This window comes from Ohtaekwangia sp. (assembly GCF_036568665.1).
Lineage (GTDB): Bacteria > Bacteroidota > Bacteroidia > Cytophagales > Cyclobacteriaceae > Ohtaekwangia.
In genome coordinates, this window is the sequence record NZ_DATCSD010000348.1 from 19,766 (window position 1) to 41,812 (window position 22,047).

Sequence of the window (22,047 nt, forward strand, 5' to 3'; positions counted from 1 at the left end):
CAGTGAAATGATTAGTTGTGTTAGTCCCGTGGAAATGATGTCGGAGGATAGCCAAACAATTTTTTGAACGCAAACGAAAAGTGGGAGAGATCTTCGAACCCAGCCTCCAGGTAGACATCAACAGGTTTCCGCTTGTATACCGCGATCTGATGGTAGGCTAACTCCAGGCGGCGCCGGGTCAACCACTTTTGTGGCGTAGCGTTGAACGTCTTGCGGAAATCCCGGTTGAAAGTCGACAAACTACGGCCGGTAAGATATCCGAATTTTTCAAGCGGCAGGTTGAACATGAAATGCGTCTCCATGAACTTGGTTAAGTCCGTTTTCCCCGGTGTATCGAAGTTTGTCAGAATCCCGTCAACCTGCGGCTCGAGCATGCGAATGATGCTGATAGCCTCTTTGATCTTCAAGGTTGCCAATTGAGCAGGTAATTCTTCGCGCAAGTCAAAATATGGATCCAAGGATGACATGACACTTTCAAGTAGCGGATGCCCGGTAAAGTGGTACACTTTGTTTGCTGTCCTGGTCATAAGTCGGGCGAAAGGCTGATTATCATAGTAATCCCGCAGTTGATGAACTGAAAGCAGCATGGCAACCGCTTTATGGGAGAGGTCTCCTGGGGTGTTGAGTACAGTTGTTACGCGGTTGCGCGGCAGCAAAAAAATATCACCGGGTTGAAATGAATAGGAAACGCCTGCTTGAATGATTTTGGAGGTACCAGCCATCAGCCAAACGAGAACATGATGTTCAAATAAGACCTCTGTTCGAAACGTCTTGTTATTGTTATTGGATAGCTTGATTTCAGGCGATATGTAGTAGGTCTTGAATTCCATGATTTTTCTGTATGTTGCCAGCCTTCGACTATATCGGAAGGGATTCTCCGAGTTTAAGAATACTGAGCTTATTTTGAATTTTTCCCCCAGCTTCCAATGTCCGTAGTATTTGTTCAGGCTCACCCAGGGGTTCGTCTGCGGAGTCAAACGTTCCATAGTGAAACGGAACGAATGTCTTTGCCCGCGTGTCATGGAAGGCTTTTAGAGCATCAAAAGGGTTCTGATGATTGGGGGCCATAAACCATGTTGGCGCATAGGCACCTGCGCCAATCAGGGCCACATCAATGCTTGGAAAGAGATTACCAATTTCCTTGAAGTGAGATCCATAACCAGAATCTCCACCGTAGTAGATACTTTTGTCACCCCCTTGGATCATAAAACCACCCCAAAGACTCGTGTTGACGTCAAACAGTCCACGGTTCGCCCAGTGCCGGGATGGCAGAAACGTAATTCGCAAATCATCCTGAAGGTCGTACTCCTGGAACCATCCAGCGGTGTGGATAGGCTTATCCGTCCACTCCCTGATGAGTTTGTCAAGCTTTAAACCCGCGATGATTTGGACATTGGGATTGTATTTGGCCAACAGCTTTAATGCGGCTTGATCACAATGATCGTAGTGGGCATGGGAAACGAGGATGTAATCTATGTCAAACAATTCCTTGGGGTCGATAGGGAGTTCTGAGAAACGCTTGCCAACAGGAAGTTCACCGAATACAGGATCGATCAGCAGACGCTTGCCCGACAATTGAATGAAAAAGCTGGCGTGACCCAACCACACGATTTTATCGCGCGCATCATTCAACCAGCCTTCGCCTTTGATAACGGCAATCTTCCAGGTGTCCCTGCCTTTGGTCTGACGCTGAGGATTTCGCTCGAGCATGTACTTGGCTATCTCCCTGTAATCGGGCAGCCACGGGTATTCATGATTTATGAAAAGTCCGTCTTGATCAAGCGGGGTTCCCGGCCAGCCCGGGTTAATCGTCTTTAGCCGTGGGTTGTGGGTGAAGCTCTTGACCACGGGTGTTTTCTTGGTTGCAAACATAGCAGTACCGGTTAGAAGAAGGCTCGATGCAACCAGCCCTCTTTTGATAAATTGACTTCGATTCATACCTGAATGCCTTTGCAATTGGCATAGACAAAGGTATCGCTATGTTCAGGGGTCGACTTTGGTCAGAATTTCAAATTTCCTTTGTTTAAAATGTCAAGCACAGTACGAAGTTAACTACGTTGCCGATTTTAGTTAGGTGGTGATAAGGAGTGAACGATCAATCAATCATTGCGCAGCGCTACGACAGGATTTCTGTTGCTGCCTTTACTGATTGAAAGCTCACAGTGGCCAGCGCGGTCTGTAAGGCAATAGTACCCGCGCCAACGAAATACCACCAGGGCCTGAATTCAGGGTGGGCCATGTTTTGCTTAATTGAACGGCGTCTGTTAACTTGGATGAACTCCCTTCCCACAAGGGCGGTTTGTGTTTTACAAAGTAGACTAAATCCGTATCAATCACGCCGGCCCTCATGTTCCACTTTCAGACCCTTTTACCCTCTCCACCGTTGCGCGATTATATCTATTCCTATCTTGTTGTCGACGTGGTGGATAATAATGACCTAGCCGTTGTGCACGAGGCCCTGCCCATGGGCATCACCACCCTCTGTTTTTCGGATCGCTCCGGATGTTATCACAATAAAGTCAGTTCATCGGACATTTTTTTGCCGGCGCCGGATATTGCTGTGGTCGGACAAATGGTAGAAAAAGGCGAAAGTATTTTCAGTCGTTCCTTCAGAAGTGTCGTGGCCTTGTTCAAACCCACAGCGCTATATCAGTTCGGCGGTGCGGCGATGAATGCCATTGCCGGAACTTATTCGGTTGATGCCACATCCCTTTTTTCACCAAAAGAGCTTCACGATTGTCGCGAACAGATGTTTCAATATGTTGACGGGGAGAAAGCCGTTGATGTTCTGGATCATTTTCTTTTGACAAAACTCGAAACACCCAAGCACAACGTCCGAAACCTCGATAAGCTGGCAGACTATATAAGTCACAAAAAAGGCAACGTTGGCATTGATTGGCTTGCCGACCAGGCCAGCATGAGTATCAAAACGCTCGAGCGCCATTTTGTAGAAAAGATTGGGCTCACGCCAAAGCACTTTGCAAGGATTATTCGCTTCAAAAGTGCCTTTCAACTCCTGGAAGGTCCGGCCCATTCGATGGACGTGTTCAGGATCATTGAGGGCTGTGGCTTTACGGATCAGGCGCATCTTATTAAAGAGTTTAAACATTTCACCAGCCGCACTCCAAAATTCTATTACGCTAGTCAAGAAGTGCTCTCTCCCTTCTTTCTGGGGGCTACATCAAAAAAATGACGACAACGACCCTGGAACCAAATGTTAAAACTGTTGCAATAGAGAAAACCTATAAATAACTGGATACTTCATCATGTTACTGGCACCGTTGGTGATCGTTGGCTTTTTGAAGGATATACTTCGGCCAATACCCTGAATTTAAAAATATTTTAAGCGGGCATCACTTTCATGCCGCGGTTGCGTCGGCGTGGATTGCACTTTTATTGTGCAACCGATCCTGATTCAGACCGGTTAGGGCGCTCAATTTTAGTTCTTCGTTTATTCCCCCCTTACAAAAGAAATACCGCTGACTATCTCATCGGTGTGGATGCAATTGACCTTGAACTGTCGGAAAACGATCCTAATCCAAGCCGCAATGCAAAGGAGATGGATTTCGATATCATGATTGCTTCCACTAGAAGCCTTTGAAGGGGTATCGGGATACCTTGAACGCGTTCCCTCTTTCTATTATCAAACCGACGCGGTTTTTGACTCCATCCTTCCTGGAAACGGCATCGTAAGATTGACGATTTTTTACAATGAACGATGAGGCAATTTCTAGGAACTTGTACTTGTTCCTCGTTGACGCATCCGCTTCGCAGACGGTTGTGATATCCAGGCGTCACTGGAAATAGTGATGCCGACAGATGTCCAAATTCATGCCGTTCGAATCTCATCGCCTGGGCAAATTGTTTTACTTTCCCCAGATGGATATCGAAGGACAGGAGAGACCGAACGAATAGAAAAAGATCAACCTTTAAATATTAAAACTATGTCAACATTAACGCTTGCAGTGAAAAGTATTAAATCGATAACGGAGAGTTCAGGACTCGGTTCCGACGAGCCGTACGTTTTAGTTACAGCGGCTAAACTCAGTGGAGTCATACCCCAACTTGAAGTGACACTATACGGACCGTGGAGTGATGTTGATGAAGGTGAGACCCATGGTACCTTGGTGCTACCCAAGCAATTGCTGCCAGAGGATACATTCGCTGGTCAAGTAGTCCGTCAGCCGTTTTGGGGATTGGATAATGTCAACGCAGCGCCGATAGCCCATCCTGATGAGGTGGTTTTTATTGTTTCAGTAATGGAAAATGATGGGGGCGATCCACATAACCTGCGATCATTTATCAAGCTAGCGGCCATTGCCAGCCTGGCTGCATCCTCCGGCATGACGCGTGCCGTGCGCGTTCGTAAATTGATCAACGATATTGGTGGAATAATGGGGACGATAACAGGCGTGGATTTCGATGAGCCCGTTGGTCTACGCGAGCTGCCGCTAACGGCCGCCAATTTGGTACCGCCGGCGGCGAAGCGAAACACCATACCATTGATCATTCGTGGTGGAAGCGAGGGCTCTTTTCAGGTTGATATAGAATTTGTTTTCAACAACTAAACGCATCACGATATGTCGATTCTAACGCTTGCAGTAAAGAGCATTGACCAATTAAACGATAGTACCGAGGTTGGTTCCGACGAACCCTTTGTTTTGGTTACGGCCGTGAATTTAAGCGACATTGTTCCGCAGCTTGAGGTTGTTCGCTATGGGCCGTTGGAAAATGAAGGTACGTTTCGTCACCAACTATTTTGGGGGCTGGATAATAAGCATGCCGCTGTCATAACTGATCCCAATGACGTTGTGTTTATTGTTTCACTCATGGAAAAGGATGATGGTAATCTTGCGGTCTCTCGGATCATTGTTAAGATGGCTGCCATCGGTAGTTTGATCGGATCTATGGGGATGCCACGCTCAACACGAGTTCAGAATTTAATAAAGGATATTCGATTTGCGATGGGTATTCGAACGGGCATACCCAGTGCAGATGATAGCGTCGGCGTCCACGAACTGATTTTGACACCGACAGACTTAACGCCTTCGGCCTCGAAGAAGCGCATAAGATCAATAGATTTTCACGGCGGAAAGGAAGGCTCCTTTCGGGTAAATATTGAATTGAACTTTGAATGATTGGAGATTTCGACCCCATTGACCACTTTGTTTCAGGAGGGCGTGACCAGTTAAAGTTACCCTTTGACTTCGCTCGAGACCTCTAAAAGCCTTGAATCTATACTGATTCGAGGCTTTTTATTTCATTATTAAACTTTTAAGCGACCGGCTTTGGTGCCCGATGTGAAGATAGGAAATAAAGTGTATTGAAATGAAATTTTGTGCACGCTTCAATTTCGTCAAACCCTGACCCCACATATATAGTATATCTGAGTTGCTATACTCTGCCGATCGATACCCCAGATATATATGTTTGAATTTTATAAGTATATCTTTCCCCGGCGTTTAAAGGTTAGAAGTTCATTCACTTCTCTGGGAATGCACTTTGCTAGTCCATATCAACTACCGGTAGAAGAACTGCAGGACAATACCGATTTCTATGGGAAGCGATCTGTTTCAGGAATTACCTATAGAAAAGTGCTGTACTGCAAAGAGGTACAAAAGGAGTTGTTCAGGCTTGCAGATAAATCCGTGAGCGGCAAGGAGCTTGATGACGAGCTTCGGCTATCAATGTACTACTTAAGCTATAATTCCACGCGGGTTCTTACATACCATGCTCACTATATAACTTCACACCTCGATAAATCCGAGTTTCGTTCCGAAAAATTGAGAAGCTGTCTTTTGAATTGAAGCGGATCATTCAAGCGCAGGTAAAACCTGGTATAAGTTACCATCTAAATGCTCCATCACTGAAGAGCCAGTTGACAGATTATATTAACGTTGAGTTGGAATATCAGGAGCGATTGCAACGCCTTTCAAACTCTCCATCTGATCCACCCGTCCGGTAATTTCCTGGATGGTTTCAAACTTAAATTTGATGCATCTGTCTCGCAGCTCGCTTACTTAATAAAAATTCTCATTGAAACGAAGATGATCCTGAATAACAACCTAAGCCAGTTGATGGGCTTAGTGATCCCCTTTTAATTGGCGGAGAAAATGTATAGTACTGGCCAATAATCTTCGGGCTCGTGCAACGGGGTAAGGCACTATATATACCGTAAATGATTTTCTATTGGCCATGAGTGTTGTCTTGGAAAACGCTCTAAATTCCTGCCGCCGAAAAACATATCTAGAAGCTTCACCTCCAAAAACAATAATCCGCTTAGGCTGAACCCGGTCAATTTCGTTTAACAGGACCGCACGGTATTTATCAATCACCACAGTATTTATTTCCGCCAATGATTTGACAAACGCAGTAATATAAAGTCCTGTGTGGGCTGCCTGTTTGTATATAGCTGATACGTTTTCAGTGGTCCATCCATTGTGTTGTACCTGCACGGTAAAATCATATAAAGACCTGTTGATCAATTCCAGGTTATATAACATTTTCCAGGCACCGGTTTTGCCAATGATAGGGACACGCAACCCTTTCCAGTCTTTGTCAAGCGTGATGTTGCCTTCAACAACCCTGTGAAATACCAGGAAATACTCCGGGTTCTTGTCTAGACCACCACCATGTATCTCAACCAATTCCATGTTGTTTAATACTATATCTTACTTCGATAAATCGTGAAAGGAAGAGATACACGGTACGGTATATACCGGTCATTACTCTATCCTTAAATTTTTAATCGGGTTTGCCCGCGCGGCCTTCGCCGAGTGAAAACTAACCGTGAGTATTGCCACACAAACAGCAGCGCCTGACGCTATCAGGAAGATAACCAAGTCAAGATCGACATGGTATACAAATGTACTTAACCAGCGATCAACAACATACCACCCAATGATACTGCCGAGTACCGATGCGATCAAGGTGAGAATAATCACTTCAGAAGCGAGCAGCAGCATAAGGCTGGGTATACCAGCTCCCAAAATCTTACGTATACCTAATTCCTTAATTCGCTTTTCAGCCGAGAAAGAGGATAAACCAAACAGCCCAAGAAATGAAATCAGTACAGACAGTATTGAAAAATAACTGAACATAGCACCAAACTGGCTTTCTGATTTATACTGTTTGTCCCAGTCTTGAGACAAGAAACTATATTCAAAAGGATAGGAGGGTGCATACCGGGAGTTGATCTCTTTTAATCCTTCTATAGCTTCGCTTTCATGTCCGGTTTTATAGCGTACAAGAATGACGTTATACCAGGAAGGATCAAACGTCATAAAAAGAGGTTCGACTTTATTGTGTATAGATTGAAAATTAAAATCCCTCACCACACCGATAATCTTTCCTCGTCTGGTTCCTCCCAGTGTCAGCAACTGATCAGATGCGTGATCAAATCCCATGGCCCTGGCAGCAGTTTCATTTATAATGAAGGTGGTAGTATCCGTGCTATATTCTCTGCGAAAATTACGCCCCTCGGCCATTTTCATTCCCATGCTTTCTATAAAGCTGTCATCGACAGAAAGACTTGCAAAAGCAATTTGTAATGCAGGATCTTTACCTTCCCATTCCAGGTCCGATCTCGAACCTCCAAAGTCAATAGGGTTCGTACTACAAAATGATACATTCTCAATAACCGGATTATTGACCAATTCACTCTTGATGGCATCGACATGACTTCGCATATCTCCCTTCATGCGCAGGTATATTATACCTTCTCGTTCCAGCCCTATATCTTTACTTTCGATATAGTCCATTTGTTTATTAATTACCAGCGTACCGGCAATAAGGACAATGGAGAGTGTAAACTGTGAGACTACCAGTATCTTCCTTAACGCAAAGGATCCCCGGCCCGGCTTCATTTTTCCCTTCAATACCTGTGCAGGCTGAAACCCGGACAGGTATATAGCAGGATAACTTCCGGCTATTAACCCGGTAAGCATAACAATAGAAAGAAGTATTATGATGGACTGCAAACTCAACAGATCGAGCGACAACGTTTTCCCGATGATCTGACTGAATACAGGAAGAGATATAGAGCAAATCAATAACCCAAGTAGTGATGCAGTAAAGACAATCAATAATGTTTCACAAAAGAATTGTAAAGCAACCTGCCATCGAATGGCCCCTATAGTCTTTCTTAACCCCACTTCCTTCGAACGCTTTTCTGATTGGGCCGTAGTGAGATTCATAAAATTTATACACGCAATCACCAATACGAGGATTGCTATAGCAGAGAACACTTGAACACGCTCAATTCGCCCTCCCGATATCACGCCATTCTTAAATTCTCCATGAAGATAGTAGTCACTGAATCGCTGAATGAATAACTCTCCTTCATGCTGCGGCCCCAGGCGTGATCTCATTACACCTTTCATCTTCCTTTGGAATGATTCGGGAGTAGCATTTGCATTCAATAAGACTACGGTACCAATACTACTCTCCCCCCACTGCTCCAGCCAGTCTTTGTTTTTGTTGAGATACCAGTCAAAAGGAATTAGGAAATCAAATCGCAAGGATGAATTGGCCGGCAATTCTTCTAGTATACCGGTAACAGTAAAACTTTCTGATTCATCCATGAGCAGTGTTTTTCCGAGGGCGTTCTCATTTCCGAAAAGCCTGGCAGCGGCTTGCCCGGTAAGTACAATGGAATGTATATCTTTTAAGGCGTCCAGTATATTTCCTTCCTTCATCGGGAAGGTAAACATTTGCAGAAAGTCAGGATCTACAAACCTGCCTTTCTCATAAAAGCTTTTGTCGTTGGCTTTAAACAATCGCTGATCAAGCCATGTCAGGCGGGTTGATAACCGGACTTCGGGAAACGTTTCTTTCATGAAGGAACGTAACGGACCTGGCGTAGCGACATCGGTATAAATCTCACCGTTCGAATACCGGTGATTTTGCAACACCCGGTATAACTGGTTGCCCTGCAAGTGAAAAGCATCTGTGTTCAACTCATCCTGTACCCATACGAGAATGATCAGGCTGCATGAAATCCCGGCAGCAAGCCCGAGAATATTTATCAATGAGAAAAGTTTATTACGAAATAGATTTCGAATAGCAATAATGAAATAATTTTTGAGCATAGTAATTTTTTGTTACTGTGTTTACCGGAGTAACAAGGCATGGTTACACCATCATCTAGATTATTCCTGAGGCGAATCAGAAGCAGGTATATTTTTACTTTCCAATTTCTCCAGAGCTTCGTCCCACATATAGTCTCCGCACTCATCGTTCACCCACGGTTCATTGTCAGGCTGTATCTTTTCAGTAGATTCCTGCTGTTGGGCCGGGCTTGCCTGCTGTTTTTGCAAGCTGGGTAATCTCTTTACTTTATTCATCGGTATATATTTATACTATATTGGGTCGCTGGATTTTTTCAGCATCTCCAGTTCCTTCTCGAGTTTCTGGACACGTTCCATGAGAGGTTGTAAAGCTTCCTGCACTTCTTCTTCCGTATACCGGGGTGTAATGTGCTGGGGACAATTCCAATCGTATCCCTGTATATGAAATAACATGATACGTTCTGCTTTTGCTGCATACCCCTTGGGCATAAGCCGCTCTGCCAAGTCTGGTCGTTCATTCAATTCATGAATAGAGACGGTGGCAAATAACTTCAGCCGGGTCTTGCTGGCGTAGTCCATTAAAAATAAAGCGGCTTTGTTATTTGTTTCCAGGTTGCCGGTCGTAATATACTGCCTGTTCCCTGCGTAATCGGCCATGCCCAGTGTACCCGAATCAAGTACTTTTAAAAAACCTTTCGGGCCACCACGAAATTGAATATAGGGATAACCGCTTGTTGCTGTTGTAGCGAGGAAAAAGCCATCGAGTGATTCGATGAAGCCGATCTCGTTACCAGTTAGTCCTCCTAGGTATTCTTCTTTTTCTAACCGAGCGTAACTTCTCCTGCTTCCGTATCTTTCCTGCAGCAGCCTCGATGCTTCCGAGAAAGCAATACTTGCAAATGCACGATCCATAGTTATAGGGTTAAATTTTTAAAAATGGTCCTTCCAACCTTTCCTCACCTTCTCCAGAGGGTATACCTACAATCATCTTCTCTACATAGCCTATTATCAACTGGGCAGTCTTTACATCTTCCAATGTTTTATTAAGCATGACTGCCCCTTCAAGCAAAACAATGAATGCTGCAGCAATCTGCTCACAATTAATCGAAGAATGAAATTCCCTCGCATGGATTCCTTTTTCCAACAAGGCAACCAACTTGTTCTTCCATCCCATGACTGCCCACTTCAATTTTTGCTTCAATACAGGAACTGAGTTATCAACTTTGGACATTGCATTGAGAACAGGACAACTACGGTTAGGTAAAGTCTGTTGCAAGAAGACACTGTAAACCCGGATGTAAACCACCATTTTTTCACGAATCGTAGCGCACTGATCCATCTCTGCATTCACCCGCCCATTCAATCGTTCCAGGTTATACTCAAATGCTGCAATCGCCAAGTGAGCCTTGTCTTCGAAATTACTATATATAGTGCCCTTTGATAACCCGGTTGCATCCATGATGTCGGCCAGGGAAGTCTGCGAATAACCCCTGGAGTTGAATAGGTTGGCTGTTCTCTCCAGTATCAAACGGCGCGTTCTCTCGCCCTTTTTCATTGCCAGTGTTTTATTAAAAAGAAGTGGCTATTGGATTTCTAAGCCGTAACAAAAATATACCATTTGGTATTTTGTATCAAAGTAATTTGGACCAAACGGTCTGGAAATAGTTCGGAATGTCGCCCACCGTACAAACATCAAAAAATGGGCTGCCTAGTTTTGAGGCGAACTAGCATAAAATCGAGTCAAATCCACTAATTAGTATAACATGTCAAAGGAAAATCATGCTATTGCCGACTACGCAACGGATCCACGCCTGGATATAGGAGTGAAAGAATTTTTAAAGGCAATAAATTCCGGAATACCGCCACTGGAAACACTGCCGCCCCAGGTTGTCAGAGAAATTCTGATGCAGGCACAGGCCTCGGTAATCGTTAACACATCAGGTATAGATGTCCATGAAAGAACCATTGTTTCGGATGGATTTAGTATCCAGCTATATATAGTCAAGCCCCAGAATACAACAGAAAAACTTCCCGCATTTCTGTTTCTTCATGGCGGTGGCTGGGTTGTAGGTGATTTTGAAACACACAAGAGACTCGTGCGTGACCTGGTTTTCTTCTCGGGTGCAGCAGCGGTATTTGTCAATTATTCTCTGGCACCGGAAGCAAAGTACCCGCAGGCATTGAATGAAATATATGCCACCTTGAAATGGTTGGCTATACACGGGGATGAAATTGGTATTGATGGAGAACGCCTGGCGATCGTAGGGAATAGTGCAGGAGGAAACATGGCTACTGTAACCTCCATTCTCGCCAAAGAGCGGAAAGGACCTGAGATCAAACTACAGGTATTATTGTGGCCCAACCTGGATATAAATTTTGATACAGGTTCTTACCGGGAGTTTGCCGAGCAGCGATTCCTGACCAAGCCTTTCGTTGAGTGGATCTATGATCTATATACTTCAGGTCAGGAGCAGCGTGAACTGATATATGTTTCTCCTCTCCGTGCATCGGTTGATCAGCTCCGTGGTTTGCCGCAGGCGTTGATCGTAACGGCTGAGAATGACATTCTGCAGGATGAGGGTGAGGCTTATAGCCGAAAGCTCAGGGAAGCAGGAGTCGAGTCCGCTTCAGTATGTTACAAAGGAATGATCCATGACTTTGGTGTTCTCAATGCACTGGCAGAATTACCTGCCACGCGTTCCATGGTACTACATGTGGCAGCTACATTAAGAAGATATCTTTTCTAAAATCAGGCAATGCCTGGAAAACCATGCAAGGTATAAATAGAGATACTGAAGCCGGTATATTCTCCTTTATCGGGTCAGCCAGAGGATCATGGAAAGTACAGTCAATGACAACAGTGACTGGCCGAAGCCTGGAATATGTTTCTGCCATTGATGTGAGGGCCGGAGAGCTTAATCTTATTGAAAAGAGTTCTGCCGCCTGGGTAATTACCGCAGCACTGAGTCACGCGAGATATACCACACGGAAGGAGAAAGTGGAACTGGCCGACTCTTCCCTGCAAACAGGTAATCCGGACTTTGATTTTGCCGCCATGATCCCCATTAAGAAATCTGCCGAATGGTGGGAAATGACACAAGATGAAAGAAGACGAATTTTCGAGGAGGACTCTCGCCACATTCGAAACGGACTCGCTTATGCGGGTATCATTGCTCGCAGACTTTATCATAGTAAAGATCGTGGAGAAGATTTTGATTTTGTCACTTGGTTTGAATTTACGTCATCTCATGCGAATGCGTTTGATACTTTATGTGAATTACTTCGTTCCTCGGAAGAATGGAAATACGTGCTCCGGGAGATTGACATCCGGCTTGTCAGGGATAATTGAGATTGGGGAAGAGTACAAAACTTCTTTATACCATTTTGTCAGTCACCCGGATTAAAGATCGCCAGGCCGAGGGCTACTAAATCCTGCCCACTAGGAAATAGCCTTCATCTGGATATACGGAGTTCCTACAGTTTCAGCTATTTATAGTATAGCATTAGGAGCAGATTTGAAAAGACCTGCTCCTTTTGATGGTTTACAACTCAAATGCTAAATTTTATACTTGATAGATTTTTATCCCTATGAATAAAGTAGTAATTGCTATAGGACAATACGGTCCCGTCTTTCTTGACCTGGAGAAAAGCCTCGAGAAGTTGGTATATATAGTAAAAGAAGCAGCGATGAAAGAAGCTCATCTTCTGGTGCTGGGGGAATCCTGGTTTTCCGGTTATCCCTCATGGCTCGATTTCAATGCCGACGTAGCCAACTGGGATAACGGCGATATGAAAGAAGCTTATTGGCAGATATACAGCAGCAGTGTAGCTGTAAAGAGTTCGCAGATGCAGGTGATTACTACACTTGCCAAAGAAAACAAGATTACCCTTGCGTTTGGATTTAATGAACGGGTTGATGCAGGACCTGGCAATGGTACCATCTATAATTCGTTTGCAATAGTCGATCAGCACGGGCAGATAGCTGTTCACCATCGAAAGCTTGTCCCGACTTTTAACGAGCGGCTCGTATATGGAAATGGTGATGGCGTAGGCTTACAGGCAGCACAAATCTCGTGGGGAAGAATAGGAGGAAGTATATGCTGGGAACACTGGATGCCACTTACACGTCAGGCATTGCACGATGCAGGAGAGCACATCCATGTTGCCTTCTGGCCATCTGTGAATGAAATACACACGCTCGCCAGCAGGCATTATGCCTTCGAAGGCAGATGCTTTGTCGTGGCAGTGGGTCAACTACTTTCTTGTGCCGACCTCCCGTCAGCACTCAAACCGTTACCGGAGAAGGTGATCCATAAGGACGGTCTTTTGCTGAACGGAGGAAGCTGTATTATAGCTCCGAACGGAGAGTTCATTACCTCCCCCGTGTATGATCGCGAAGCGTTGATAGTCGCTGAAGTAGATTTATCAGAGACAATCAAAGAACGCCTTACACTTGATACATCGGGACATTACCAGCGAAGGGATGTTTTTAGTTTTAAGGTCAAGGACTCCCATCGAGATTTTTGATATTGGAGTAAAAGAGGCTGCGCTCGTATAGACATTGCCATAAACAATTCAAACCCTGATCTATACTATGAAACGCTTAGTATAAAGAGATTGCTGGTATATATATATATATACTAAGCAGAAAACTTTTTGAAAAGGGAGCTGGCCGTATGCCCTCCAAAACCAAACGTATTGTTAAGCGCGTGAGTAACTTCACACTCAAGATACTTGCCGGTAACAAGATTCAGCCCAGACGGGATTTGATCATCCGGGTTGTCAACATTAATGGTTGCCGGTATAACATCGTTCTTTACCGACAAGATACATATAATACTTTCTATAGCACCGGCAGCGCCCAGGAGGTGTCCTGTCATGGACTTGGTTGAGCTAATCGGTACAGGTATATCTCCAAAAACTTTCTTAATGCCGTTGAGTTCACTCAAGTCCCCTATGGGAGTGGAGGTAGCGTGTGCGTTTATATAGTCTATCTTTACAGGAGAAATGCCAGCATCCTGAAGAGCTTTAGTCATTCCTAAAGCAGCTCCTATGCCGTCGGTGGGTGTACCCGTCAAATGGTATGCATCTGCGGCCATACCGCCCCCGATTATCTCTGCATATACTCTTGCGCCCCGCTGCAAGGCATGATCCAGTTCCTCCAATACCAAAGCACCTGCTCCTTCGCCAATGACAAATCCGTCCCTGTCGGCATCAAAAGGTCTGGATGCGGCAGTTGGAGCTTCATTCCTTTTTGATAAAGCCTGTGAGGCATTGAATCCTCCGATGGACGCAGGAGTAATAGGTGCTTCTGAGCCTCCTGCAATTATGATGGTGGCCTTTCCCAGGCGGATGGTGTCAAAGGCATTAATAATGGCTGTATTTGAAGATGCACACGCTGACACCGTACAATAATTTGGGCCCTGTAATTTATGCCGGATTGAAATAACGCCTGCGGCAATATCGGCTATCATTTTGGGTATAAAGAATGGATTAAATCGAGGCATACCATCACCGGTATAAAACTCCTTTACCTGATTTTCAAATGTACCTATACCTCCATTCCCCGAAGCCCAGATCACACCTATATCGCAGCGTTGAGTAAGAGTATAATTTTCAAATTTTAACCCTGCATCAAGAATTGCTTCGTCACTGGCAGCGATAGCATACTGGGTAAATAAGTCATATTTCTTGACCTCTTTCTTCTCCACGTATCGCTCGACCTCAAAGTTTTTCACCTCGCAGCCAAAATGTGTTTTGAATTTCGCGGTGTCAAATTTTGTAATCCTGTCAGCGCCACTCTTTCCCAGAAGTATATTCGACCAGAACTCATTGACAGAATTTCCCAGAGGGGTAATAGCACCTAGCCCTGTTATAACAACTCGCTTCATTCCTGTGTATATATTAAAGTTTACGCCTGTTTTTTAAACTCTATGAGAAGGCATGTACTGGTGGCATGCGCATACAATACGCCGTTATCATCGATTAGCTGTGCCTCTGCCAGCGAGGTTCTGGCCCCCGTGAAAATAACCTTGCCAACAGCCATCAGTTTACCCTGCTTCACCGTGACTCCCTTTACAAAATTTACTTTCATTTCTATGGTAGTATAGCCTATACCAGCCTTCAATGTAGAGTGTACGGAACATCCCATAGCAGAATCAAGCAAAGTAGAGATCACTCCGCCATGAACCGCTCCAATAGGATTATAGTGAAACTCCTTCGGAAGAAATTCAAAGGCTACGTTACCCTCCCGGATGTCCTTCACATAAATATCCAGTGTATGCAATACCGGCGGCAACGGAAGTTTACCTTCCTGCATGGCACGTAAATACTCCAGTCCGGACATGGATTGCGCTGTAACCGCGCCCTCCAAGGGATCCTGCCATTGATAGGTTCTTTCGCGTGATGTGCTCATAGATATATATACTATATATTCTTAAAACTTGATTTTAGAGACAGTAGCTCTCAATCTCGTGCTTGAGTAACTCCATAAGCTGATTCATTTGCCTTGGACTATCATGAAGGCGAGAAAGAAAGATGCCACCTTCAACAGTAGCGAAAGCCTTCAATGCAAAAATTCGGGCATCCATCTCCCTGGTAAATTCACCGGAAGCAATTCCGGCAACAACGAGTTTATAGATGCGCTGCTGACTACACCTGGCGGCCTGCCTGACACGGTCCTTCATAACCGGTTCGGTATCGTCCGATTCCACACCAAAGTTTAGCAGTGGGCATCCACCCTTGGATTCCTTGTAAATTTTTGCGTACGCGTCAAGGAGCGCGAACAATTTACCCTTGGCGGTCTCCTGGGTATCAACAGCCTCGTCAAGATATACCTGAAGCCTGCCTCGTAAATGATCGAAGGCCGCAAGAGCTATATCTTCCTTGCTTTCGAAATTTCCATATAACCCGCCTTTCCCCAGTTTAGTCACCTCCTGGATATCCTGCACCGTAGTACCTGCCACGCCCTTCACATTGAAAAGCTGAGCCGACTTCTCTAATATGTACTGACGTGTTCTTTCTGCTTTTCCCATTGATCGGTAAATGTAGTGGATAATTCTGGACTGTTTGGTCTGTTTTTAAATCTTTTAAAAATAGACTGTTTAGTCTGTCTTTGTAACCATGCACAGAATAGCCACAAGCCTGACTTCTCGCGAAGTATAAATTATCTGACCGGTTGGTATAGAAATGCAAGTTGTCTGCACCAACCGTATATATTAGGCGCTTATATATATTCAGGAATATCTATGTAAAATTATCCATGACGTTACGACATTTATCCATGTTTTCCCGCCTCACTCATATGATCTTTGTAACGTTAATATCGACACAGCATTCAAAAGAAAAATTTATGACACGTTTAACGGCACTTAACCCGGATGAAACTTCCGGAAAAACAAAAGACCTCTTCAACGTTTTTGCCAATGCTCTAGGTGTAGTTCCTAATATGATGCGTACTATGGGGAACTCACCCGCAATCCTGGAAGGATATATGGGCTTGAGTGGCGCTCTTGGTAAAGGAACACTGGGCAGTAAAATCGGTGAACTGATCGCCCTGACAGTAGCCGAGAGTAATGGTTGTAACTACTGTCTTTCTGCACACACCTACCTGGGAGACAAGCTGGCGAAACTGGATACGGAAGCCATGGAGTTGGCAAGACGCGGAACCAGTAAGGATCCCAAGATCAATGCAATTCTGAAATTTGCACAAGTGCTGGTAACGAAAAAGGGAAATGTCAAGGATGGCGATGTTGCTGCAATAAAAGCAGCCGGCGTAACGGAAGGAGAGGTCGGCGAAATTATAGGCCATGTGGCGCTGAACATTCTGACAAACTACTTCAATATAACGGCTGCAACGGAGATCGATTTCCCGCTCGTTGAAAGTCTTCAGCCAGCAGTGGTATAATAATCAATTGTAGCATTCATCATTAATATTAACTATATAACATCTATGAAATCACTAAGAACACTTTTTACAATGATCGTTGCGATCATCATTCTCCACCCGGTATATGCACAGGTTGTTGAACCTATAGATAAAAATAAAATTGCCAACGGAGGGTATGACCTTGTAAGCTATTTTACCGATGGCGCACCGCAGAAGGGAACCCAGGAGTTTACCGAGGAGATTAAAGGTGTAAGATATCAGTTCGCTTCGGCAGAGCACAAGGATTTATTCAAAAGCAATCCTGATAAATATCTCCCGGTATGCGATGGCTATTGCGCCTGGGGTGTAGCGGAAAAAGGTAAAAGAGTTCCGGTCAATCCGACCACCTACAAAATTATAGATGGTAAGCTATATCTCTTTTTTAATGGTGACTTCAATGGCAAACCTTTCAATACACTGCCGGAATGGAACAAGAACGAAGCGCAGTTGCTTACAGCATTACCAAAGAAATGGGCGGCACTACAGCGATAGCCAGATATAGTATATATTCGGAGAGCCGGGGAGTTGCTTCGGCTCTTTATCTTTTTCCGGCGGTATATCCGTGTTGGCAGAAACTGATCGTTTATACGGGTTTACGTTTAAGATAATTTTTTAAATGCACGGGAAAAAGGAATGGGAAGAGTTGTTGAGGTTCTGTAAGAGTCGCATAGTTGTATAATTTGAATGACACGACCATGCGCGACTATTGTTATGGGAATGAGTTGTAGAGTTTTCTAAAGTGCAAACTCAAGCATAACTTCAATGATCTGACAATCGCTATACCGGAAAGAAGCTATATTATTACATTACATGAAAGGCAGCACTTCGCTTACCCTGGTGAACCCCAAAAACGGTAACCTGGATTTTAAGATACTCACCTTCGATGACGGACGTTACTTTGATCACGTCCAGCGTCATAATTATTATTCGATCATCTGGATAACGGAAGGTACCGGTCGGATGAAAGCAGACTTTGCTGAATATAACTTTGAGAAAGGCCATCTCTTCACCTTTTCGTTGTATCAGCCCTATATGTTCCTTGAACACCAGGTAAAAGGAGTTGCCCTGTATTTTCATCCCGATTTCTTTTGCATTCATAAACACCAGGAACAAGTTGCCTGTAACGGTGTATTGTTTAACAATATTTATGAAGCTCCCTATACACCTATAGACGGCCATTCCGCTGCTTCTCTCTGGGGGCTCATCGATCGAATGAAAGATGAAATGAGTCAGGCAGCTCTAGCGCAGTACGATATACTGGTTTCGTACTTGAAGATATTTCTGATAACGGCTTCCCGCATCAAGGCAGCACAACCACAACGAAATAATGCGACAACGGCAGATATCCATAAGCCTATTATACAAAATCTGAAATCTTCCATCGAAAGAGACTTCAGAGTAAAGCATTCTGCCAGCCAGTACGCAGAGTTACTTAATATAGCACCCCGTTCTTTGGCTAAAATTACCAAGAGCTATTTCAACAAGACTATTACCGAGTTGATCTCGGAAAGAATTATTGTAGAAGCTAAGCGGGAACTATACCTTACACACAAAACCGTGAAAGAAATTGCCTACGAACTCGGATACGAGGATGAACATTACTTCAGTCGATTCTTTAAAGTTAATACCGACACTTCGCCACAATTCTTCAGAGAAACAGTGGGATATGGACGAGGTACTGTTGTGAGTTGAGATATAGATGTAGATGGAGTCCCTATATCTTCACAGGTGGAGTATATACGGGTTCTTCGTATAATGCAAATTTAAGAAAAGCCGAAGAGCAAATCGGCTCCCCGGCTTTGATCTTATTGTTTTATGATTTTTATAGTACGCACCGTACTACCAGTTAAACGGATATAGTATAACCCGTCTTTGAGATATGATACGTTCCAGGTGATAGAACTTCGTTTATTAACCGGCTCTGATAAAAGAGGTTGTCCCTGGACGTTCAACAGTTGTATACTTGTATAGCTATTCCCGTACAAATCCAGTGTAAGTAATTGGTGAACGGGATTGGGATGCAGGTATACTTCAGCATCGTTTATTCCGGATGATTCCACTGTTATCCGGGCCGAGGTTCCATTGGCAATGCTTATTGGTATAACTGTAGATGTTGATGTGCCGCCCGCAGCGGTGGTACTCCTGGCGGTGGCTCGCAAAGTATAAGCACCGTTTGGATAAAGGGAAGTGTTAATCGACCAGTCGTATGGCTTAATATTTTCCTGCAGTGAAGCAATGACCGTGGCGTTCTGTAAAAGCTCGAATATTACGTTAGCTATACCCGAGCCATCGGTAGTGGCTATATCCGGATCATACGCTGTGGCATTTACCGCTATTGTCCCCGACAGTGTTGCATTCGCAGCAGGGCGTGTAAATTGTACTACCGGACTGCCACCGGCACTGTTGGCAATAGTGATGTTGATTGATGACGAACCGGTTGTTCCACCGGCCGCTGCTGTGCTCGCAGCGGTAGCTTTGAGGGTATATATACCATTGGGGTAAAGTTTAGTATTCAGTACCCAGTCGTACGTTTTTATATTTTCCCGTAATGATGTCACCACGGTATTTCCGCTGATTAGCTCAAACAAAACACTGGATATACCTGAACCATTGGTAGTGGCTATATCCGGATCATATGCGCTGGCGTTAATGCTGATCGTGTTGGCTACTGTAGCATTAGCAGCTGGCGCAGTGAACTGCACTACAGGGTCTCCGGATGGTGGCGGTGTACCGTCAAAGTTGTGCACGTTTACCAGTGTATTGGATGGAACGGAAAAGGATCCTATTGCAGCACCATCTTTATATACGGTGGCGGTTTGTGCAGAAGATGACGGGTTATATACCACGTAACTATATACCTGGGTGGAAGCATTAAAGTATACAGTGCTGCTGGGAATACTTATATGGTAATTCCATTGTATATCTCCCAATGTTCGGTTGGCGTGAGTATAATAATATGTTTGTCCTGCAGTAGGCGTACCACGTGCCACAGCACTGTCATTTATATAGTAGTTGTGAAATTTCTGGGCCACGTAATCGGGATTCGACATTTGTGCAAAGCACAATGATACATTTGCCCAATCGGCACCATAGGTGGATTCGTCCCGGTTGCCTTCTTCTGTCAGTAGGTTGGTATATTCCTGCCAGTGCGCGGTTTTGTTGCGTACGGCATAATTCATAAAGGGCCCCCAGGGTAAATATTGTATACCGTGAATGTGCCGTGGTGCTCCACTGAAGAATGTACCATACACGATGCCGCCATCGTATATAATTCCGCCAACGGTATGGCCATAGCTCGGAGGAAAATTTTCGTGATCCCAATCAAACCAGTATTCCATAATCGCGCGCGACTCGGTTACATAGCCAAAGGCTCCGGCATCGCGCATGGCATTATCTCCCAGTGCATTTCCCATCAGAAATATACCGGCCCATGATTGCATGGCTTCAGAGCTTGATTCCTGGTTGTTGCCGTTACTCGAGCTTTTACCCCCTGCATAGGAATGACCACGCCACGGATTGAAGGTGCGGAATAGTGGAAAGTTCTGATCGTTACGATCCCAGTTAGCATATTGTTTGGCAACAAGTTTTATCATCGGTCCATATTGATTCAGAAAATCCTGATCTACCATACCCAGCATGGCACTGGCGTACGTCAGGTATCCATAGTGAAAATGATTGTCGGTAAATTGAGAGCTGCCGTAACTTGAATTGAATCCTACCAGCGCTTTCCATTTATCGTAGCGTGCGTAATACATACTCGCTTCACCCGGTGTATAGGTAAGCCAGTTCTGCAGCAGTGCGCGTGTTTTGGTTTTAAAAGTTTCGAAGTGGGGATTGTTCGTCTCTTTGGCAATCAGAGTATATTTCGCTGCGTTCACCAATACCTTTCCTCCCCAGTATGTATCGCCCGGGTTATCGTTGTTCTGCGCGTAATCGCCAAGCAATACATCCATCTTGGCCGGGTCGTATGCATACGGTATATTTTGAACGGATGGCGATGGCAGGTGAGGTAATACACCATTGAAGTCGTAAGAGAATTTAAAGCTGGTTCCCACACCACATTTAATTGTTCCTCGCGTAGAGACATACTCTCTTCCGTTGAATGAAAAATCCTGTGTGGTTCTTTTATAGTGATGCGGCAGGAAGCCTTGTACTATTCTATTCTCCGGCAAGCCTTTCAGGTTTTGTGTTGTTACGTTCCAGGTAACATCTACTTTGCCCTGCTCCGGCAGGTAGCTCCAGTTTACTTTGGTATCGCGGGGTATAGAGTATGCGAATGTTTTATAGTAAGCGAGGTCTGTTGGCGAAGTAAGGGCTGCCAGTGTGAAGTAGGTTGCGTTCTTCAATGTTACAGCATTACCGGTAAGTGTAAACTGTGTATTGTCGGGTGCATATATACCATAATACTTTCCGCGATATAGCGCACCGATATGATCGGAAGTATAGGGCAGTGTAACAGCCGTTCCGGCATCGTTGAAGAAAGTAACACCCGAACCAAACTCGGTGATCGGATCAAAGCCTGTCGCTTCAAACCACGTCATCGGTGATCCCTGCACAATAGTAACGTCCAGCGATTTTGTACCATTCGGCATGTTGATTGTTAGCGACCAGTCCGTCCAGTTCTTCGCTATATTTTTCTCGGCAGTAAAGCCGACACCTTTTACCAGTACCGGATATTCCAGCACAGGGTTTCTGCCAGACCAACGAGTAAGTGAGAAAAATTCACAACCGTATGCTTCCGGATCAATCACGATCGGGTAGGCCCACAGGTTGCCGGCAAATTGTGTAAGCAATACCTGCGTCCACCAGTCGTTGGTAGGAATTGGTTTGGTATTCCCTGCCGGAACGTTCAGTTCCAGGTTGGTGAAGTCGATTACTTCCTGACCTTCGTCTGCCAGGGGAGCGGATGCATAACTTCCGCTGCCAACCGGCACAACGGTTTGGGCATACGCAGAAAAAGTAAAGAGTGAAGCCAGGATCAATAGAAATACATGACCTCTTGTAATGCGAGATAGGTTTTTCATATATATCATGGTTATAGTGGGGAATAAG

At 44.7% G+C, this 22,047-nt stretch carries 21 protein-coding genes; 9 read left to right on the forward strand and 12 right to left on the reverse strand.

The window, feature by feature from the left end; genetic code table 11:
- Nucleotides 1–20: 20 nt before the first annotated feature.
- From VIN08_RS19705 to VIN08_RS19715, 3 genes are all read right to left on the reverse strand, one after another.
- Nucleotides 21–830, reverse strand: coding sequence for a helix-turn-helix domain-containing protein (locus VIN08_RS19705; RefSeq protein ID WP_331968620.1), 810 nt, complete (start codon nt 828–830; stop codon nt 21–23).
- Nucleotides 831–858: 28 nt separating this feature from the next.
- Nucleotides 859–1,872: an MBL fold metallo-hydrolase gene (locus tag VIN08_RS19710; protein WP_331968622.1), complete on the reverse strand. Its 1,014-nt coding sequence runs from the start codon at nt 1,870–1,872 to the stop codon at nt 859–861.
- A gap of 244 nt (nt 1,873–2,116) precedes the next feature.
- Entirely contained in the window at nt 2,117–2,239 is a 123-nt protein-coding gene (locus tag VIN08_RS19715) for a hypothetical protein (protein WP_331968624.1), read from the reverse strand.
- 108 nt (nt 2,240–2,347) lie between these two features.
- Between VIN08_RS19715 and VIN08_RS19720 the strand changes: the two genes are divergently transcribed.
- The 3 genes from VIN08_RS19720 (at nt 2,348) to VIN08_RS19730 (ending at nt 5,138) form a co-directional block, all read left to right on the forward strand.
- Nucleotides 2,348–3,193 (forward strand): helix-turn-helix domain-containing protein, encoded by an 846-nt coding sequence (locus tag VIN08_RS19720; RefSeq protein WP_331968627.1) that lies wholly within the window; start codon nt 2,348–2,350, stop codon nt 3,191–3,193.
- Between the two features lie 751 nt (nt 3,194–3,944).
- Complete coding sequence (locus VIN08_RS19725; RefSeq protein ID WP_331968630.1) at nt 3,945–4,568, forward strand: hypothetical protein; 624 nt, start codon at nt 3,945–3,947, stop codon at nt 4,566–4,568.
- 12 nt (nt 4,569–4,580) lie between these two features.
- On the forward strand, nt 4,581–5,138 hold the full coding sequence (locus VIN08_RS19730) for a hypothetical protein (protein WP_331968632.1): 558 nt from the start codon (nt 4,581–4,583) through the stop codon (nt 5,136–5,138).
- A gap of 945 nt (nt 5,139–6,083) precedes the next feature.
- Here the strand turns inward: VIN08_RS19730 and VIN08_RS19735 are convergent.
- The 5 genes from VIN08_RS19735 to VIN08_RS19755 form a co-directional block, all read right to left on the reverse strand.
- Nucleotides 6,084–6,653 (reverse strand): uracil-DNA glycosylase family protein, encoded by a 570-nt coding sequence (locus tag VIN08_RS19735; RefSeq protein WP_331968635.1) that lies wholly within the window; start codon nt 6,651–6,653, stop codon nt 6,084–6,086.
- A gap of 72 nt (nt 6,654–6,725) precedes the next feature.
- Nucleotides 6,726–9,089: an ABC transporter permease gene (locus VIN08_RS19740; RefSeq protein ID WP_331968638.1), complete on the reverse strand. Its 2,364-nt coding sequence runs from the start codon at nt 9,087–9,089 to the stop codon at nt 6,726–6,728.
- A 60-nt stretch (nt 9,090–9,149) separates the two neighbouring features.
- Complete coding sequence (locus VIN08_RS19745) at nt 9,150–9,344, reverse strand: hypothetical protein (protein WP_331968640.1); 195 nt, start codon at nt 9,342–9,344, stop codon at nt 9,150–9,152.
- Nucleotides 9,345–9,359: 15 nt separating this feature from the next.
- The gene (locus tag VIN08_RS19750) at nt 9,360–9,980 is read right to left on the reverse strand and encodes a pyridoxamine 5'-phosphate oxidase family protein (protein ID WP_331968643.1); all 621 of its coding nucleotides are present in this window, start codon (nt 9,978–9,980) and stop codon (nt 9,360–9,362) included.
- 10 nt (nt 9,981–9,990) lie between these two features.
- Nucleotides 9,991–10,623 carry a TetR/AcrR family transcriptional regulator gene (locus VIN08_RS19755; protein WP_331968646.1) on the reverse strand — a complete coding sequence of 211 codons (633 nt, stop codon included), beginning with the start codon at nt 10,621–10,623 and terminating at the stop codon, nt 9,991–9,993.
- Between the two features lie 208 nt (nt 10,624–10,831).
- Here VIN08_RS19755 and VIN08_RS19760 point away from each other — a divergent pair, with 208 nt between their 5' ends.
- The 3 genes from VIN08_RS19760 to VIN08_RS19770 all read left to right on the forward strand — a co-directional run bounded on the left by VIN08_RS19760 (nt 10,832) and on the right by VIN08_RS19770 (nt 13,595).
- Complete coding sequence (locus tag VIN08_RS19760) at nt 10,832–11,815, forward strand: alpha/beta hydrolase (RefSeq protein WP_331968649.1); 984 nt, start codon at nt 10,832–10,834, stop codon at nt 11,813–11,815.
- Nucleotides 11,816–11,838: 23 nt separating this feature from the next.
- Complete coding sequence (locus VIN08_RS19765; RefSeq protein WP_331968652.1) at nt 11,839–12,417, forward strand: chlorite dismutase family protein; 579 nt, start codon at nt 11,839–11,841, stop codon at nt 12,415–12,417.
- 239 nt (nt 12,418–12,656) lie between these two features.
- Nucleotides 12,657–13,595 carry a carbon-nitrogen hydrolase family protein gene (locus VIN08_RS19770; protein WP_331968655.1) on the forward strand — a complete coding sequence of 313 codons (939 nt, stop codon included), beginning with the start codon at nt 12,657–12,659 and terminating at the stop codon, nt 13,593–13,595.
- A gap of 113 nt (nt 13,596–13,708) precedes the next feature.
- On the opposite strand, the gene fabF is transcribed toward VIN08_RS19770, so the two are convergent.
- From fabF to VIN08_RS19785, 3 genes are read right to left on the reverse strand one after another with little or no spacing between them, the layout of a single operon-like run.
- Nucleotides 13,709–14,959 (reverse strand): beta-ketoacyl-ACP synthase II, encoded by a 1,251-nt coding sequence (fabF, locus tag VIN08_RS19775; RefSeq protein ID WP_331968658.1) that lies wholly within the window; start codon nt 14,957–14,959, stop codon nt 13,709–13,711.
- 20 nt (nt 14,960–14,979) lie between these two features.
- Nucleotides 14,980–15,483 carry a PaaI family thioesterase gene (locus VIN08_RS19780; RefSeq protein ID WP_331968661.1) on the reverse strand — a complete coding sequence of 168 codons (504 nt, stop codon included), beginning with the start codon at nt 15,481–15,483 and terminating at the stop codon, nt 14,980–14,982.
- Between the two features lie 34 nt (nt 15,484–15,517).
- Complete coding sequence (locus VIN08_RS19785) at nt 15,518–16,102, reverse strand: TetR/AcrR family transcriptional regulator (protein WP_331968663.1); 585 nt, start codon at nt 16,100–16,102, stop codon at nt 15,518–15,520.
- Nucleotides 16,103–16,419: 317 nt separating this feature from the next.
- On the opposite strand from VIN08_RS19785, the gene VIN08_RS19790 reads away from it, so the two are divergent.
- The 3 genes from VIN08_RS19790 (at nt 16,420) to VIN08_RS19800 (ending at nt 18,687) form a co-directional block, all read left to right on the forward strand.
- Nucleotides 16,420–16,974 (forward strand): carboxymuconolactone decarboxylase family protein, encoded by a 555-nt coding sequence (locus VIN08_RS19790; RefSeq protein ID WP_331968666.1) that lies wholly within the window; start codon nt 16,420–16,422, stop codon nt 16,972–16,974.
- 45 nt (nt 16,975–17,019) lie between these two features.
- The gene (locus VIN08_RS19795) at nt 17,020–17,487 is read left to right on the forward strand and encodes a YHS domain-containing (seleno)protein (protein WP_331968669.1); all 468 of its coding nucleotides are present in this window, start codon (nt 17,020–17,022) and stop codon (nt 17,485–17,487) included.
- A gap of 318 nt (nt 17,488–17,805) precedes the next feature.
- Entirely contained in the window at nt 17,806–18,687 is an 882-nt protein-coding gene (locus tag VIN08_RS19800) for a helix-turn-helix domain-containing protein (RefSeq protein WP_331968672.1), read from the forward strand.
- Nucleotides 18,688–18,800: 113 nt separating this feature from the next.
- On the opposite strand, the gene VIN08_RS19805 is transcribed toward VIN08_RS19800, so the two are convergent.
- Nucleotides 18,801–22,019: a glycosyl hydrolase gene (locus tag VIN08_RS19805; protein WP_331968675.1), complete on the reverse strand. Its 3,219-nt coding sequence runs from the start codon at nt 22,017–22,019 to the stop codon at nt 18,801–18,803.
- Between the last annotated feature and the right edge of the window lie 28 nt (nt 22,020–22,047).

What these genes read in the sequence shown, in the direction of transcription:
- VIN08_RS19705 (WP_331968620.1), bottom strand. Translation starts at nt 830, where the DNA reads ATGGAATTCAAGACCTACTACATATCGCCTGAAATCAAGCTATCCAAT.
- VIN08_RS19710 (WP_331968622.1), bottom strand. Translation starts at nt 1,872, where the DNA reads ATGTTTGCAACCAAGAAAACACCCGTGGTCAAGAGCTTCACCCACAAC.
- VIN08_RS19715 (WP_331968624.1), bottom strand. Translation starts at nt 2,239, where the DNA reads ATGGCCCACCCTGAATTCAGGCCCTGGTGGTATTTCGTTGGCGCGGGT.
- VIN08_RS19720 (WP_331968627.1), top strand. Translation starts at nt 2,348, where the DNA reads ATGTTCCACTTTCAGACCCTTTTACCCTCTCCACCGTTGCGCGATTAT.
- VIN08_RS19725 (WP_331968630.1), top strand. Translation starts at nt 3,945, where the DNA reads ATGTCAACATTAACGCTTGCAGTGAAAAGTATTAAATCGATAACGGAG.
- VIN08_RS19730 (WP_331968632.1), top strand. Translation starts at nt 4,581, where the DNA reads ATGTCGATTCTAACGCTTGCAGTAAAGAGCATTGACCAATTAAACGAT.
- VIN08_RS19735 (WP_331968635.1), bottom strand. Translation starts at nt 6,653, where the DNA reads ATGGAATTGGTTGAGATACATGGTGGTGGTCTAGACAAGAACCCGGAG.
- VIN08_RS19740 (WP_331968638.1), bottom strand. Translation starts at nt 9,089, where the DNA reads ATGCTCAAAAATTATTTCATTATTGCTATTCGAAATCTATTTCGTAAT.
- VIN08_RS19745 (WP_331968640.1), bottom strand. Translation starts at nt 9,344, where the DNA reads ATGAATAAAGTAAAGAGATTACCCAGCTTGCAAAAACAGCAGGCAAGC.
- VIN08_RS19750 (WP_331968643.1), bottom strand. Translation starts at nt 9,980, where the DNA reads ATGGATCGTGCATTTGCAAGTATTGCTTTCTCGGAAGCATCGAGGCTG.
- VIN08_RS19755 (WP_331968646.1), bottom strand. Translation starts at nt 10,623, where the DNA reads ATGAAAAAGGGCGAGAGAACGCGCCGTTTGATACTGGAGAGAACAGCC.
- VIN08_RS19760 (WP_331968649.1), top strand. Translation starts at nt 10,832, where the DNA reads ATGTCAAAGGAAAATCATGCTATTGCCGACTACGCAACGGATCCACGC.
- VIN08_RS19765 (WP_331968652.1), top strand. Translation starts at nt 11,839, where the DNA reads ATGCAAGGTATAAATAGAGATACTGAAGCCGGTATATTCTCCTTTATC.
- VIN08_RS19770 (WP_331968655.1), top strand. Translation starts at nt 12,657, where the DNA reads ATGAATAAAGTAGTAATTGCTATAGGACAATACGGTCCCGTCTTTCTT.
- fabF (WP_331968658.1), bottom strand. Translation starts at nt 14,959, where the DNA reads ATGAAGCGAGTTGTTATAACAGGGCTAGGTGCTATTACCCCTCTGGGA.
- VIN08_RS19780 (WP_331968661.1), bottom strand. Translation starts at nt 15,483, where the DNA reads ATGAGCACATCACGCGAAAGAACCTATCAATGGCAGGATCCCTTGGAG.
- VIN08_RS19785 (WP_331968663.1), bottom strand. Translation starts at nt 16,102, where the DNA reads ATGGGAAAAGCAGAAAGAACACGTCAGTACATATTAGAGAAGTCGGCT.
- VIN08_RS19790 (WP_331968666.1), top strand. Translation starts at nt 16,420, where the DNA reads ATGACACGTTTAACGGCACTTAACCCGGATGAAACTTCCGGAAAAACA.
- VIN08_RS19795 (WP_331968669.1), top strand. Translation starts at nt 17,020, where the DNA reads ATGAAATCACTAAGAACACTTTTTACAATGATCGTTGCGATCATCATT.
- VIN08_RS19800 (WP_331968672.1), top strand. Translation starts at nt 17,806, where the DNA reads ATGAAAGGCAGCACTTCGCTTACCCTGGTGAACCCCAAAAACGGTAAC.
- VIN08_RS19805 (WP_331968675.1), bottom strand. Translation starts at nt 22,019, where the DNA reads ATGAAAAACCTATCTCGCATTACAAGAGGTCATGTATTTCTATTGATC.